Source organism: Alloscardovia venturai (genome assembly GCF_042676605.1).
Taxonomy (GTDB): Bacteria; Actinomycetota; Actinomycetes; order Actinomycetales; family Bifidobacteriaceae; genus Alloscardovia; species Alloscardovia venturai.
The window spans coordinates 109,718-123,349 of record NZ_JBHTHQ010000013.1; the positions used below are offsets into that span (position 1 = coordinate 109,718).

Genomic DNA, 13,632 nt, shown 5'->3' on the forward strand with positions numbered 1-13,632 from the left:
TACACTGAACGTATGCACACTCTTCTCGTTACAGGCGGCGCTGGTTTCATCGGCTCGAATTTTGTGCGTTATGTAAGTGCTCATGCACCGCATATTCGCATGATTGTGCTTGATGCATTGACATACGCCGGAAATATCGCGAACCTAGACGGGGTAAAGAATGTGGAATTTGTTCACGGCTCCATTACCGACGAAAAACTCGTAGATTCATTGATGAGTCGAGTTGATACGGTAGTGCATTTTGCTGCAGAATCACACAATGATAGAGCAATTACTCAGCCGCGCATTTTTTTTGAAACAAATGTTATGGGCACGTTGATTTTGCTGCAAGCGGCAGTAAAATACGACGTGAGATTTCATCATATTTCTACTGATGAGGTCTTTGGGGATACGGCGTTAGATTCGACGGAAAAATTCACTGAGTCGAGCTCGTACAAACCGTCTTCTCCATACGCAGCGTCGAAAGCGGCCTCGGACCACATGGTTCGCGCATGGGTGCGGACGTACGGTTTGAGAGCCACTATTTCCAACTGTTCAAATAATTATGGACCTTTTCAGCATATTGAAAAATTTATTCCGCGAGCCATTACGAACGCTTTATGTGGCTTGCCAATTAAGCTCTATGGCGATGGTCTCGCGGTGCGCGATTGGATTCATGTGGAAGATCAATGTAGTGCAATATGGGAAATTTTGCAGAATGGTCATATCGGTCAGACATATCTCGTTGGCGCAAATTGCACAATAAACAATGCACATGTAGTGAATATGTTAGAGGAGATTCTGCCGCAATACTGCGGTGAGCAAAAAATTACGGTGGAGCATGTGCGTGACCGTCTTGGGGCGGATCGGCGCTATGCATTAGACCCTCATAAAATCGTCGAAGAGCTTGGCTGGAAAGCGAAGCATACGGATTTTCGCAAAGGACTATCTCAAACGGTTGAGTGGTATGCGAATCATCAAGACTGGTGGGAAGCTTACAAACCTGATGTCGAGCGCAGTTATGCAAATTTAGGGCAGTGATTATTGATTATGAAGTGTAAGCAACATTTTGAGGTGTCAAATTGCATAAAACACGCTCAGAATCGAGAAACAAAAGCGAGAGAAACCGGTGAGAAAATTTCGAGGGAGGAAGAGGAAATCGCATGAGTAAAGCGCGTCGCCCTTGGCAAACGGGCATTTTGTGGCTTCTTGCTGTCGTGCTCATTGGGGCTTTTGTTTTTGCTACCACGAATTTAGTGCGTTGGCAAAGAGAAATCCGTAATGCGCAAATATCCCAGAGTACTACGTATAAGAAATTTAGCTTTGACCCGGGATACATCATCTCTGATGAACAGTTCTTTGATTCCCAAGCAATGACAACCGCCGAAATTCAGAGTTTTCTTGATGATAAAGGCACTCTCTGTTCCGGCTCAACATGCATAAAAAATGCAGAATTTGATGTCGAAGATATGGATGCAGACGCTGAATGTGCTACACGGTATGAAGCTCCGGAGTCTCGGCAGGCTACCGCGGCACAAATAATTAGTGGTGCTGCTCAGTCGTGCGGAATCAGTCCCAAAGTACTTTTAGTTCTTTTGCAAAAAGAGCAGCATCTTGTGCAATCTGCTACCGCACCGTCGCATACTCAGCTTGATGCAGCCACGGGGTTATCTTGCCCGGATACTGCGGACTGCGATGCTCGATATAAAGGATTCTTCAAACAGGTGTATGGTGCTGCTCGCCGGTTCAAGTGTTATCTGAACCATTCATCGAGCTACCATTATCATTGGAATTCGCTCAATCGCATCCAATATTCACCAAATGTATCGTGCGGTTCCTCAGACGTGTACATTTATAACAAAGCTACGGCGCTGTTGTACATCTATACGCCCTATCAGCCAAATAAAGCTGCTCTTGAGTCAGGCGATGGTGAGGGGGATGAATGCTCGTCGTATGGGAATCGTAATTTTTCTATCATTTATAACCAATTTTTCGGCTCGCCGGTGAAATGAAATCACAAGCAAGTTGACTCGGCGCGCGGGTATTGCGGATATGAAGTGCCAAGCGCGGTTAATGGTTACTAGAGGTGTGTGCTGCTGGGGTATACGTGAGCTAATGAGCTAAATTAGAGGAGTAAATAGTGTGTTTCCCTATTGCTTTTTCGAAGTTTTGTGCATGATGATACGTTTTGAGGCTCATTTTGAGGTGTATCGAGCGAAATTACGTTGCAACTTGCACAAAAAGGGAAAGACTGCATATAAAGCCATAAAACAAGAAAACTGCAAGCAAGATATTAAAAAGTGTTTTCGTCTCGTTTGACTAGTATTATGGACACGTTGTTCTTGAAACGAGGAGGGCGGCGACGTCGTTGACACACCACTAGAATTAGTTGGATTCGCTCGTTTCCAGAGACACGCGAGTATACACATTCTCCTGCTGCAGAAGGTCTGCAGCCGATTAGTCCGAAGGAGGTGGGTGATGTCTGCTCATAAGTACGAACTCATGCTCATTGCTGATCCAGAGATGGACGAGCGTGCTGTAAAGAAGTTGGTTGATACCTACATGGAAACCGTCACCAACGAAAAGGGAACTGTCGATAATGTCGACATTTGGGGCCGTCGTAAGTTGGCTTATGAAATTGCGGGTAAGAACGAGGGCAATTATGCTGTAGTTAATTACACTGCTGAGCCAGCAACGAGCGACGAACTTGATCGTTTGCTTAACCTTAACGAATCCATCGTGCGTACCAAGATTCTTCGTACCGACGCTGAGTAAATCGTTAATTATTTGTCAATAAACTAGTAAACGTAAAACTTTAGATTTTAACGAAACGTACACGAAACGGATAGTGGTTAGTTATGGCTGGAGAAACCGTCATCACGGTAGTGGGAAACCTCACTGCAGATCCTGAATTGCGCACGACGAGCAATGGCAGCAAAGTGGTGAATTTCACTATTGCTTCCACGCCTCGCACATACAACCGTAATTCTGGACAGTTTGAAGATGGCGATGCACTCTTCTTGCGCTGTTCGTGCTGGGATTCTCAGTACACGACTATGGCAAGTAATATTGCGCAGTCTTTAACTAAAGGCATGCGTGTTATTGCCCAAGGAAATCTGACCCAGCGTTCTTATCAGACGCAAAGTGGTGAATCTCGCACTGTTGTTGAATTGCGTGTTACCGAGATTGGACCATCGCTGAGCCGCGCCACCGCTTCTGTAAATCGCATCCAGTCTGGGAATTATTCAGGCGGGTATAATCGCAACAGCGGATATCAGAGCAACAATACTGCTCCTAACTATTCCAACGGTGCTACTGGGATGAATGCCCAGGTTGGTACTTCTGCTCCGTCAACTGATCCTTGGAATGCATCTGATAGCGATGCATCTAGCTTCGGCTCCTTTGGCGGTAATGACGACTTTGGCTCGTTTGAATAAGCAGGAACGTACTTTCTCGCTTGGTTTGTCGGGCAAAATCTAGAGTTTAATTTTTAAGGAGTGTGATTATGTCACGCAAAAGGCCTCAGCCACCAGTTAAGCCTTTCAAAAAGAAGCCAAACCCATTGAAGGCTGCAAAGATTACCGAAATCGATTATAAGGACGTTGCATTGCTGCGCAAGTTCATCTCTGATCGTGGCAAGATTCGTTCCCGTCGCATCACTGGCGTAACTGTACAGGAACAGCGCAAGATTGCACGTGCTATCAAGAATGCACGTGAGATGGCTTTGCTTCCTTACGCAACCAATGGTCGCTAAAGAAAAGAGGAAATTACCATGGCAAAGAACACTAAGGTTATTCTTCTTGACTCAGTTAACGGTCTCGGACAGGCTGGCGACGTTGTAGAAGTATCTGCTGGTTATGCACGCAACTTCCTTGTGCCACAAGGTCTTGCATTTGCATGGACTAAGGGCGCTGCAGCTCAGATTGAGCAAATGAAGCGCGCGCGTCGTGCTCTCGCTCTTGCTTCACGTGAGGATGCAGTTGCTGCTAAGGCGCAGATTGACGGCTCTGTCGTAGAGATTGCTGCTAAGGTTTCTGAGTCTGGCAAGCTCTTCGGCGCTATTGCAGCACCTGAAGTTGCACAGGCTTTGTCCGCAAAGGGCACTCCAGTTTCTGCTAAGGCAGTCGCTGTTGAGAACATTAAGACTACCGGCGATTTCTCCGCAACGGTACAGTTGCATCCAGAAATTTCTGCGCAGTTTACCGTTAAGGTGGTTGCTGAGTAGTTTATGATCTTCTAACTGCTACGCGAATCTGCGCCAAGTATACAAACAGATTTGCCTGCTTGGTTGTGTTCGTGAGAGTTAGAAAGATTTTCGACCTGTTTTTTGCATTTTGCGACGCACTGTGCAGAAAAGCAGGTCTTTTTGTTTTTGTCCTTACGCTCTTTCCTCTAGTCTTCCTTTCTATCTTACTTGAACTACACTTCACCGCCGAAATTTGTCGTAGAACGTTGCGGTTTCTATATATTTTGTGCAGCTTGCGACACTTTTAATGCAAAACTGCGGCAAAGAGGATTAATTTACGTATCAACTTGCACAAAACGTGACCTGATAAGCTACGCCTAAACTGAATTATTGCTGTATAAGTAAGTCAGGGTGGAATACTTTTAAGGCTATACGAGGTCTGTCGAATTGTATGTTGACAGTGCAGCATTGCATCTCTACATATCAATGTTAGATGCATCATTACTGTTTTAGGCTCACGAATGATGACAGACGGGATAAAGATGAACTTTGCACGAAATAATGTGCGCGCGGAAATACATGTGCGCGCATGACATCTTAATCAAGTTGGTGATGGCGCTTATGAGTTATATCACTGATGAGGAATCGCTGACGTCTGCGCATCTCCCACTTCCCAACGTGTGGGACACCACCAAGTTTTAGTTTGCCGATCATACTGTCACCGCCATTCTTCTCCACCTCTGAAAATTGAAAGCGAATGATTGTGAAGCCGGCTAAGGCGAGCGCTGTCTCTCGGTCTTTCTCCCGAAGGATGACATCTGCAGGGGTAGAATATTTATTCATATGAGGGTTGAGGTATTTTTCACGGCCGTCAAGTTCAGCGATGATTTGGCTGTTGTAGTGAGAATCAGAGTGAGCTCTGATAGCCTTAATTTTCCATAGAAAGTCAGGTCTGATTGTGCGGGTTCGCTGGAAGTTCTTTTCATGTCGGTAATCTAAACGACGCAATGGGTTTGGAATCTCAACTTGTAATAATGGTCGTGCAAAACCCGCCTGAAGCATTCGCGCACGGGAGAAACTTTCGCCTCCATTTTCTGATCTTGCATCCAAAAATTGGAGCACATAAATTGCTGTACTGGATTTCCAACAACGGTGCTGTTGACGCGCGTACGCTACTGCTTTCTTGCTCGTGATGCCGAATGAGTGAGCAAGTTGGTCAGCTACGATAAGCGCATACTCGATTGGTAGTGTCCTTGCACAATCAAATATTGTCTGCAAAGGAGACGTAACGAGTAGCCCACGCAGATATCCGATTTTATTGTTTATGGAGACATAAGAAGAGTTCCGTAAACTGTGGAAGTACTTATTACGAGTACGACGTCTAGACCGTGAGCCTTTGATGTAGTGAAATCGTACAGGAGATGTTTTGCGTCGTGCAGAAGACGTCTTGGAGTCACATGCAAAATGTACATGCGCATGAAGTTTTCGAGGTAGATTTACACCGTACAATTCGGCTGCCGACGTCATGCATACTGGCCATGTGGGATGAGCGGAAGCTATTGCCGATATGCGTTGCAAGTTTTGCTGATGCAGAGAAAATGAATTCCAAATAAATGCGTTGACAAAGTATCCGCGAAAGAGTTCCATGAGAGGCATTTTGTCGCGGACACTATGAGTCTTTATCGATGTTTTTCGGATTAGTGCACCACTCGTTGGCGAGTCGCTATGGATATGTCGTCGTGCTGAACGGCGAAGTGGACGATTCGGCGGTCTTCGTAGCGCTAGAGAAAACGTACTAGGTTCATGCGAGTCAGTGCATGTTTTAGCATGAATTGGAGTCGCACCAAACAGTGACTCAAGGGTTTTCTCGTACTTCATAGATTTAGTGTGTCGCTACGACTAGTAGTGGCGCAATGACAACTAGAGAATGTGTACGAATGTGGATAGGTGAGTCTTTAAGGTTTTGACACTTTTGTGCAAGTTGATACGTAAATTAATCCTTTTTGCCGCAGTTTTGTATTAAAAGTGTCGCAAGCTGCACAAAATATGCAGAAAACAATGAGCTACAGGCTGCGTCAGAGGGAGAAAAGCAATCTCGTACGTCGTATCAGATGCAATCCTGTAAAAGGACTGAAAACGACAGATTTTAAGGCATTGCTAATGCCTACATGAAGTTACATATAGGACACGATATATCACAACGTTCTTACCATATTTTCAGCAGAACTGAACCGTTTCTGACGAAAATAGTGAAGATACAGATTAATCGCTGCGAAGACCATTCATAAAGTGTTAAATGAACAGAATGAAGAAACTTATTGCGCAAATTGCAAAATTTGGTGTAGTCGGCATTATTGCTGCTGTAATTGATTTTGGCGTGCTGAATTTGCTCGTTGCACTTTTCCACATGAATGCGACAGTGGCGAGCACCATTTCTTTTGTCGTCTCTTTAGTTTTCAACTACTTGGCAAGCATGAAATACGTCTTTGTGCACCGCAAAGATATGGCAAGGTGGATGGAAGTTGTTATTTTCATTTTCTCGGCTATCGTCGGTTTACTCATTAATGACTGGATTATTTGGATGTCTACGACGGTAATCTTGCCTGCGGGAAGTGTTCCTGGCGATACCACGTATGCGGTTTTCACGAATGGTGGAAAAATTGTTGCTACTGTGGTTGTCGCTATATGGAATTTTGTAATTCGAAAGTGGCTTCTTGATGCTCAAGAAAATGGAGAGGCAAAACAAGGAAGCTTTTCACATAAACTAGGTGAATGGTCGCTGAAGTTCGGTAAGTAGACTAGAACGTAGAATAAGCTCAGATTGGAGCTACGCATGTTCTTGATATTTTTTGCAGAAAGGAACGATTTCTATGCCTGTTATTCATACCCATGTCAGTGTTAAAACAACTCAATCGCAGCGTGAGGAGCTGAAGTCTCTCTACGGTCAGGCGATTGCCGCTGTGCCAGGTAAATCTGAGAGTTGGCTTATGTGCCCGTTCGAAGACGATATGCCTATCTATTTTGGCGGTACTGATTCACAGTCGGCTGCATATGTAGAAGTAAACGTTTTTGGAAAAAATATTCCACGCTCTGCTTGGGAAAATCTGAGTGAGCAGATTATGACTGCACTAGAGAAGGTACTTGACATACCACAAAATCGCACGTACATTCGTTACACTGCCACAGAGGATTGGGGCTGGAATGGCAGGAATTTCTAGTAGTATCGGGTGAGTGACGTTGTATGAGTGACGTAATGGGCGCTGTGTTAGGCGCTGTACTATGACGAGTAGATTCTAGATTTTTCCTAAAACCTGAGAACAATTAATAGCGATTGAGATGGGCATTTATGAACAATTTTTTGCATGTTGCAACTGAATTTCGTGAATCTGGCGGGAATTCTGCCTTAAAAACGTTTCAACCTGCACAAAAAGGGCAGCAGACTACAGTCCACTTGATTCGGCACGGCGAAGTTTACAACCCGGACCGTGTGCTATACGAGCGACTCCCGGGTTTCCATCTCTCAGAGCGCGGTTTTCGTATGGCACATGCGACCGGTCGATTTATTGCGAATAACCCGCACATGAATAGCCCCACTGCAATTTTTTCTAGCCCGCTTGACCGGACGATTGACACCGTAACGGCAATCGCTGAGGAGATGGGCAAAGTTCCAGACAATCATCCAGAACGCATCTACGACGTGATTGCGACAGATGAACGCATCATTGAGGCGCGTAATGAGTTTCGCGGTAAACGCATAGGGTATGGGGATGGTGCGCTGTGGAGAAATAATAATTGGAAACTCGTTTCAAATCTGTGGAAGCCGAGCTGGGGTGAGAGCTACAAAGAAATTGCCGCACGTGTGCAAGATTTCGTCTTCGAAAAGGTGGATGCGTATCCAGGACAATACATATTTGCTGTCATGCACGAGTCACCAATTTGGTCGTTCCGGCACATGTTGGAAACAGGGCATCCTGAGCATAATATGCTTCTACGCAAGACCGCTTTGGCATCGATTACCTCTTTAACTTTTGAGGTTGGGTCACATGAACTTATCAGCATCGGCTACGCGGATCCAGCAGCAGATGTTCGTTAATGCCGCAGCAAGTAACAAGAGAGCAAAGGTGCGAGAGCGCCTTCAATGTTGAAAATAATTTAAGTAAAATTGCAAAGCTGCAAAGAGGAGGAATTGAGAAAAGATGAGTTTGGATGTTCGCAAACTTGAGAAATCTGTGAGTGATACTGTGTCGGCTGCGAGTGCGGCCGCGCAAGAGTTGAAGCGACTGTACCCTTTGGAGAATGCTGAACAGCTGAACAATGACGTTCATTACGGCGATAATCTTCAGGTAAAGCAAACGTTTCAACTTGCACAAAACTTGTTGCAAAGTAGAGCAAGAACGGTCTCTTCCCCCGACACTTTTGTGCAGCTCGCGACGGAACTGACTCTTGCTGATGCTGAGTATGTGTTTGAGGGTGCGTTGGCCATCCCGGGACGACCGCAGGAACTGGTTGATGCACTCCTTGCAGCGAATGATGCATATGATACGGCACATGAGTTGCATGATGAGTTTGGTGCAGTGAATATTTTGCAAGTTGCTGCGTGTTTATCGGATGGGAATTCTGTTTCAGTCGATCTCGATACGTTGGACGGTATTATTGATGAAGTAGCAGATTTTGACGACGTCTCAGATGACTGTGCGAACGTCTTACGTGGGTTTGAGCTTGGTCTTCAATCAGCTCACATTATCTCTGAAAGTTCGGATGGTCTCGTGTGTGAGCCTGCATTAGCTCTCCTTGTGGCAAATGAGTATTTGGATGCCGCGGCTACTCCGCGCACATTTGCCACATCAGAGCAGCTCATTGAGCTTGTGGATAATGGGCTTGGTAGCGTCGAAGCGGAGAATATTCTTAAGGGCGCTATGGAACAGTGGCAGACCCACAAAAACGAAATTTTATGGAATAAGGATGAGGCGAAACGTCTCGCCAAGGAAGAGGATGAGCGCAAGAGCAAAGAGGCGTTAGCGGCAAAATTCGCGCACGTTAAGGACGACCCTGCGAAAGAGAAAATCGAATTATAGCCATGGCCATCATTGCATATCTGATGAACTTAATCGACCCGAGCAAACCATGAGCAAACTGTAGATACACAATACGCTCATCATCATTGATGAGGATTTTCCGGTACGTACGGTGCATATGGAGATAGCGGATACGGGTAGTATTGTGATGCTTGGTGCGGTACGGTAGGCATGCTTGTGGGGTACACCCCCGGCGTCATTGCCGAAGACGCTGCCGGTATCGATGATTCCGTAGGTGGCATAGCTTGCGTAGGAGCTATGAACGGCGCTGTCGATACAGCCGGCACAGCTGGGATGGTGGGCACAGCTGGGATGTAATTAGCATCGAAACGAACTCCACGCACATCGCTCGGTGCAGCAAGAAATACAACAAAAGCAAGCGACGCAGCAATATCGATAAGTAGAAGTATTAGACCGATAGTCGCCCCAATATTCCATGCGAAGCTGTCAATTAATCGGGCTCCCACTAAAACGAACTCTGTTCCTGCAAAGGCAAATACGGCAGCAATGACAGTGACTGTCGCATAAAGACCGATGATTCCTGCTATCCCCGCAAAAATCCATGCGGCAGAATGATTGGCATCATGGAGTCTGCGGGAGGCAATAGCAAGAGTTGGAATGAAAATTGCCAAGCTCCACAACGCTGAGACTATAGTACCGGCATTGGAGATGTGGAAAAAATGTGAGATTACATTGATTGCGAGTTGCACGATAACAGTGAAACCGTATGCCCACCAGAACTCAGAGCGGGAAGCACGACCGTTAAAAGTAGCATATTTCTTGAAGAAGCGCCGAATCGCAGCGCCGGCATGAACGCCATAGTAAGGCTGATTGAGCGGAGGGATAAGCGTGAAACTTCCATCAGCGTGTACATCGAGAGGTGCCACTCCGTTGTATGCTTCTGCAGGATTTGCATATACTGTAGCGCGGGTCAAACTGAGCGGAGATACATTCGCCTGAGTTTCATACCCGCCAGCAACATACGCCTGAGATGTATAAGAGGTATACGTTGGGGGAAGAGATGCATATCCGTCCATGTGCTCCACCTTAGTCCGTGCAATCCTGTTCGTACGATTCAGCTCAGTTGTGTGGGTAATGCAGAATAATCACGAGCACGCCGATACCACGCTATAAACTGCAAGTTTTGTAATTATATCAGGCGTGTAATGCTACCGTGCATTTGTTTTTCCGCGGAGTTATGTACTTCAGACATTGTCCACTTACTGCCTTGCTGCCCCGCGATTCTAGAGCACCCACATATAGCATCCGTGAGAGTCTTTGCGCACTCACGCGCTATCCTTAATCGATATTATCGTCAGCCGGGTTTCCTAGCCATATTCTCTCCGTAAGAACGATGATTGCCATAACTATCCCTGTACTCACGACTATGGCAATGGTTGCTGCCCATACGAGAGGCGCTTGGAAAGTGTTGTATGCAGATTGCAAAAAAATGCCAATTCCATGGCGGCTCCCCATATACTCAGCCGTTGCAGCCGTTGCAAAAATGTACGTGCCAGCGATGCGAACGCCGCTAAAAATCTGGCGCGCAGCCACGCGCAGCTGCACGTGCCATAGTGTCCACCAACGGTTTGCGCCACACGTTAGCGCTACGTCAACGAAGTAACGCGGGATAGCTCTCAAGCCTCGTGAAGTTTGAATGGCTATAGGGAAGACGCTGAAAACGCAGACGAGGGCAATTTTCCCTGCCTGATCAAAGCCGAAGAACCACAGGAAGAACGGCGTGATGGAGATGAGAGGGAGAGTTTGTGCTGCGGTTAAGAGAGGCATGAACGCTGAATTAAGTACGGATGATAGGTAAAGTACGATACCGAGCGTGATTCCGATGATGATGGCGAGCACAAATCCCCATAACCCTTCAGAAACTGTTACGCCTAAATTACTCATCAAAATGTCCCAGTTGAGGTGGGCAGCAGCGACGATGCGCGATGGGGAAGACCAAATACGTGCAGTGCCGGAGGAATTGTTTGCATGGATTTCCCAGGCGATACCAATAAGAAGAACGACTATGAGAGTAGGCAAAATATGAGAAAGTACGCGTGCAATGCGCTTGCTGCGACTACCTTGCGTGCCTGTGTTGCGTGCATCACTAAATCGTTCATCGGCAAGCTGCTTACTACTAGGCCGTTTGCCACGTACGGCACTAGGCTGCGCGTTGCCAAGTTTTTTATTTGTTGTCATAAATCCTTTGCGTCCTCGTTATAGACAGCGTTATGGCTGCGTTATACCCTGTAATACTCTTTGACTTTGCGTGGCTGTATCGCTCGGTTATACTGAGCCTACTCATTGCAAACGCCGCCTCAACGTTCATACAGTCTGGTCCCTACAATAGTCCCTATGACTGAAAAATCCGTTGAAAATTCTAGCGTTGTTGAGAACAATACCGCAAAGACAGCAAAGACTGCTGCAAAGCCTGAGCTTCCTGAAAATGTACATGTGCGTTTTTGTCCATCTCCTACCGGCACTCCACACGTAGGCATGGTGCGTACTGCTCTATTTAACTGGGCTGAGGCTCGTCACACACACGGCACTTTTGTGTTCCGTATCGAAGATACCGATGCTCAGCGCGATTCTCAAGAGTCGTATGAGCAGATTCTTGAAGCGCTCCGTTGGCTTGGTCTTGATTGGGACGAGGGCATTGATGTTGGCGGTCCTCACGGTCCATATCGCCAAAGTGAGCGTACGGAAATCTACGCTGACGTTGCGCAAAAGTTGCTCGATGCTGGATACGCGTATGAGTCCTTCTCTACTTCTGAGGAAATTGAGGCACGTAACGTAGCTGCAGGGCGGCCAAAGGCGTTCGGATATGACGGTTATGATCGTAATCTCACTGAGGAACAGAAAGAGGCTTTCCGCGCTGAAGGTCGTAAACCGGCATTGCGTATCAAGATGCCAGACGAAAACATTACGTTTAACGACTTGATTCGTGGCGAGATTGAGTTCAAAGCTGGAACCGTGCCTGACTACGTCATTGTGCGACCAAACGGTGATGCGCTCTATACTCTGACCAATCCTGTCGATGATGCCATGATGGATGTCAACGTCGTTTTGCGCGGCGAGGACTTGCTTAGCTCTACACCACGTCAGATTGTGCTCTATCGTTACTTGATGGAGCTGGGAATTGCCAAGCAGATTCCTCTCTTTGGACACATGCCATATGTCATGGGCGAAGGTAAAAAGAAGCTTTCGAAGCGCGATCCTGAGTCAAACCTCTTCTTACACCGCGAGAATGGTTTCATCCGTGAAGGCCTGTTGAATTATCTTGCTGGTCTAGGTTGGTCTATTGCTGCAGATCGCGATGTCTTCACTATGGATGAAATGGTTGAGCACTTTGACGTGCGCGATGTGAAAGCTAATCCAGCTCACTTCGATTTGGACAAGGCCATCGCTATCAATGCGGAGCATATTCGTATGCTTGAGCCTGAGGACTTTCTTCGTCGCTCAGTGCCGTATCTCTTTAAGGACGGCGTTGTTTCTGCTGATAATTGGGATTCTCTCACTAATCGAGAACGTCAAATTTTGACTGACTCTGTAGAGCTCGTTCAGCCACGTGTGCGCTTGCTTGGTGAAGTTTCTGGTATGGTGGGTGCGCTTTTGTCAACTGACGAGTACATCAAGCCTGAGGCAGATGCTCGTAAGCAGCTCAAGGACTCCGCCGGTGACGTGCTTGACATGGCGGTATCAACATTGAAAGAAATTCCTACTGAGGAGTTCAAGGCAGAGCATGTACATGAAATCCTAGCCAAGGTCCTTGTGGAAGATGGCGGTATCAAGCCTCGCTTGGCATTCGGTCCGGTACGAGTAGCCGTTTCTGGGCGCCGCGTATCTCCACCGCTCTTTGAATCTATGGAGATTTTAGGTAAGGATTTAAGCATTGCGCGACTCGCCGAGTTGCGTAAGCATTTAGATTAATATATACTCATTATTCGTTGTGCTAGATGAACAGCGCTGCTTTCCCACTTGCACAATGAATAACTGAATGCCCCCATCGTCTAGCGGTCTAGGACATCGCCCTCTCACGGCGGCAACATGGGTTCAAATCCCATTGGGGGTACGAAGTGCCTTACAGCTGGCTTAGTGAAGTCAGCAGCAGGACACGCCATATTGGGATATGGTGTAATTGGCAACACAGCTGATTCTGGTTCAGCCGTTCTTGGTTCGAGTCCAGGTATCCCAGCGATTAAGTCTCTTGGTGATTCGCTCCTAGGAGGCTTTTTGTATTTTCTATCTTTTCCTGCGACTGCTTAACTCACTTTTGCCGATAAACCTAACTGCGCGGCTAATGCTCGTAGTGGGGCTTAGCGGCTTATAGGACATTTTGTGTTGCTGTTATGCTTGTTTACCCCTTGTATTTATTGGGATGAACCATGTTTT

The 13,632-nt window shown here is 46.6% G+C and carries 14 protein-coding genes and 2 tRNA genes; 13 read left to right on the top strand and 3 right to left on the bottom strand.

The window, feature by feature from the left end; translation table 11 throughout:
* Positions 1-12 precede the first annotated feature (12 nt).
* The 6 genes from rfbB (at position 13) to rplI (ending at position 4,204) form a co-directional block, all read left to right on the top strand.
* Positions 13-1,020 (top strand): dTDP-glucose 4,6-dehydratase, encoded by a 1,008-nt coding sequence (rfbB, locus tag ACFQY8_RS03005; protein ID WP_377938431.1) that lies wholly within the window; start codon positions 13-15, stop codon positions 1,018-1,020.
* A gap of 122 nt (positions 1,021-1,142) precedes the next feature.
* The gene (locus ACFQY8_RS03010; protein WP_377938432.1) at positions 1,143-1,991 is read left to right on the top strand and encodes a hemagglutinin; all 849 of its coding nucleotides are present in this window, start codon (positions 1,143-1,145) and stop codon (positions 1,989-1,991) included.
* Between the two features lie 466 nt (positions 1,992-2,457).
* Positions 2,458-2,754 carry a 30S ribosomal protein S6 gene (gene rpsF / locus ACFQY8_RS03015; RefSeq protein ID WP_377938433.1) on the top strand — a complete coding sequence of 99 codons (297 nt, stop codon included), beginning with the start codon at positions 2,458-2,460 and terminating at the stop codon, positions 2,752-2,754.
* An 83-nt stretch (positions 2,755-2,837) separates the two neighbouring features.
* Positions 2,838-3,416 carry a single-stranded DNA-binding protein gene (locus ACFQY8_RS03020; protein ID WP_377938434.1) on the top strand — a complete coding sequence of 193 codons (579 nt, stop codon included), beginning with the start codon at positions 2,838-2,840 and terminating at the stop codon, positions 3,414-3,416.
* A 68-nt stretch (positions 3,417-3,484) separates the two neighbouring features.
* Entirely contained in the window at positions 3,485-3,733 is a 249-nt protein-coding gene (gene rpsR, locus ACFQY8_RS03025; RefSeq protein ID WP_018142554.1) for a 30S ribosomal protein S18, read from the top strand.
* Between the two features lie 18 nt (positions 3,734-3,751).
* Positions 3,752-4,204: a 50S ribosomal protein L9 gene (gene rplI / locus ACFQY8_RS03030; protein ID WP_377938435.1), complete on the top strand. Its 453-nt coding sequence runs from the start codon at positions 3,752-3,754 to the stop codon at positions 4,202-4,204.
* Between the two features lie 558 nt (positions 4,205-4,762).
* Here rplI and ACFQY8_RS03035 read toward each other — a convergent pair.
* The gene (locus ACFQY8_RS03035) at positions 4,763-5,812 is read right to left on the bottom strand and encodes a hypothetical protein (RefSeq protein WP_377938436.1); all 1,050 of its coding nucleotides are present in this window, start codon (positions 5,810-5,812) and stop codon (positions 4,763-4,765) included.
* Positions 5,813-6,470: 658 nt separating this feature from the next.
* Between ACFQY8_RS03035 and ACFQY8_RS03040 the strand changes: the two genes are divergently transcribed.
* From ACFQY8_RS03040 to ACFQY8_RS03055, 4 genes are all read left to right on the top strand, one after another.
* Entirely contained in the window at positions 6,471-6,962 is a 492-nt protein-coding gene (locus tag ACFQY8_RS03040; RefSeq protein ID WP_377938447.1) for a GtrA family protein, read from the top strand.
* A 73-nt stretch (positions 6,963-7,035) separates the two neighbouring features.
* Positions 7,036-7,383 (top strand): phenylpyruvate tautomerase MIF-related protein, encoded by a 348-nt coding sequence (locus ACFQY8_RS03045; protein ID WP_377938437.1) that lies wholly within the window; start codon positions 7,036-7,038, stop codon positions 7,381-7,383.
* A gap of 128 nt (positions 7,384-7,511) precedes the next feature.
* Positions 7,512-8,258 carry a histidine phosphatase family protein gene (locus tag ACFQY8_RS03050; RefSeq protein WP_377938438.1) on the top strand — a complete coding sequence of 249 codons (747 nt, stop codon included), beginning with the start codon at positions 7,512-7,514 and terminating at the stop codon, positions 8,256-8,258.
* A 103-nt stretch (positions 8,259-8,361) separates the two neighbouring features.
* The gene (locus tag ACFQY8_RS03055; protein WP_377938439.1) at positions 8,362-9,240 is read left to right on the top strand and encodes a hypothetical protein; all 879 of its coding nucleotides are present in this window, start codon (positions 8,362-8,364) and stop codon (positions 9,238-9,240) included.
* A gap of 83 nt (positions 9,241-9,323) precedes the next feature.
* Here ACFQY8_RS03055 and ACFQY8_RS03060 read toward each other — a convergent pair whose 3' ends face one another.
* Together ACFQY8_RS03060 and ACFQY8_RS03065 are read right to left on the bottom strand one after the other, a co-directional pair.
* Positions 9,324-10,277 carry a DUF805 domain-containing protein gene (locus ACFQY8_RS03060; RefSeq protein WP_377938440.1) on the bottom strand — a complete coding sequence of 318 codons (954 nt, stop codon included), beginning with the start codon at positions 10,275-10,277 and terminating at the stop codon, positions 9,324-9,326.
* Positions 10,278-10,539: 262 nt separating this feature from the next.
* Entirely contained in the window at positions 10,540-11,439 is a 900-nt protein-coding gene (locus ACFQY8_RS03065; RefSeq protein WP_377938441.1) for an ABC transporter permease, read from the bottom strand.
* A 147-nt stretch (positions 11,440-11,586) separates the two neighbouring features.
* Between ACFQY8_RS03065 and gltX the strand changes: the two genes are divergently transcribed.
* From gltX to ACFQY8_RS03080, 3 genes are all read left to right on the top strand, one after another.
* A complete protein-coding gene (gene gltX / locus ACFQY8_RS03070; RefSeq protein ID WP_377938448.1) occupies positions 11,587-13,170 on the top strand; it encodes a glutamate--tRNA ligase in 1,584 nt (527 codons plus the stop codon).
* 69 nt (positions 13,171-13,239) lie between these two features.
* Positions 13,240-13,312 (top strand) — tRNA-Glu (locus tag ACFQY8_RS03075).
* Between the two features lie 51 nt (positions 13,313-13,363).
* Positions 13,364-13,435: transfer RNA gene (locus ACFQY8_RS03080), tRNA-Gln, on the top strand.
* The last annotated feature ends 197 nt before the right edge of the window (positions 13,436-13,632 follow it).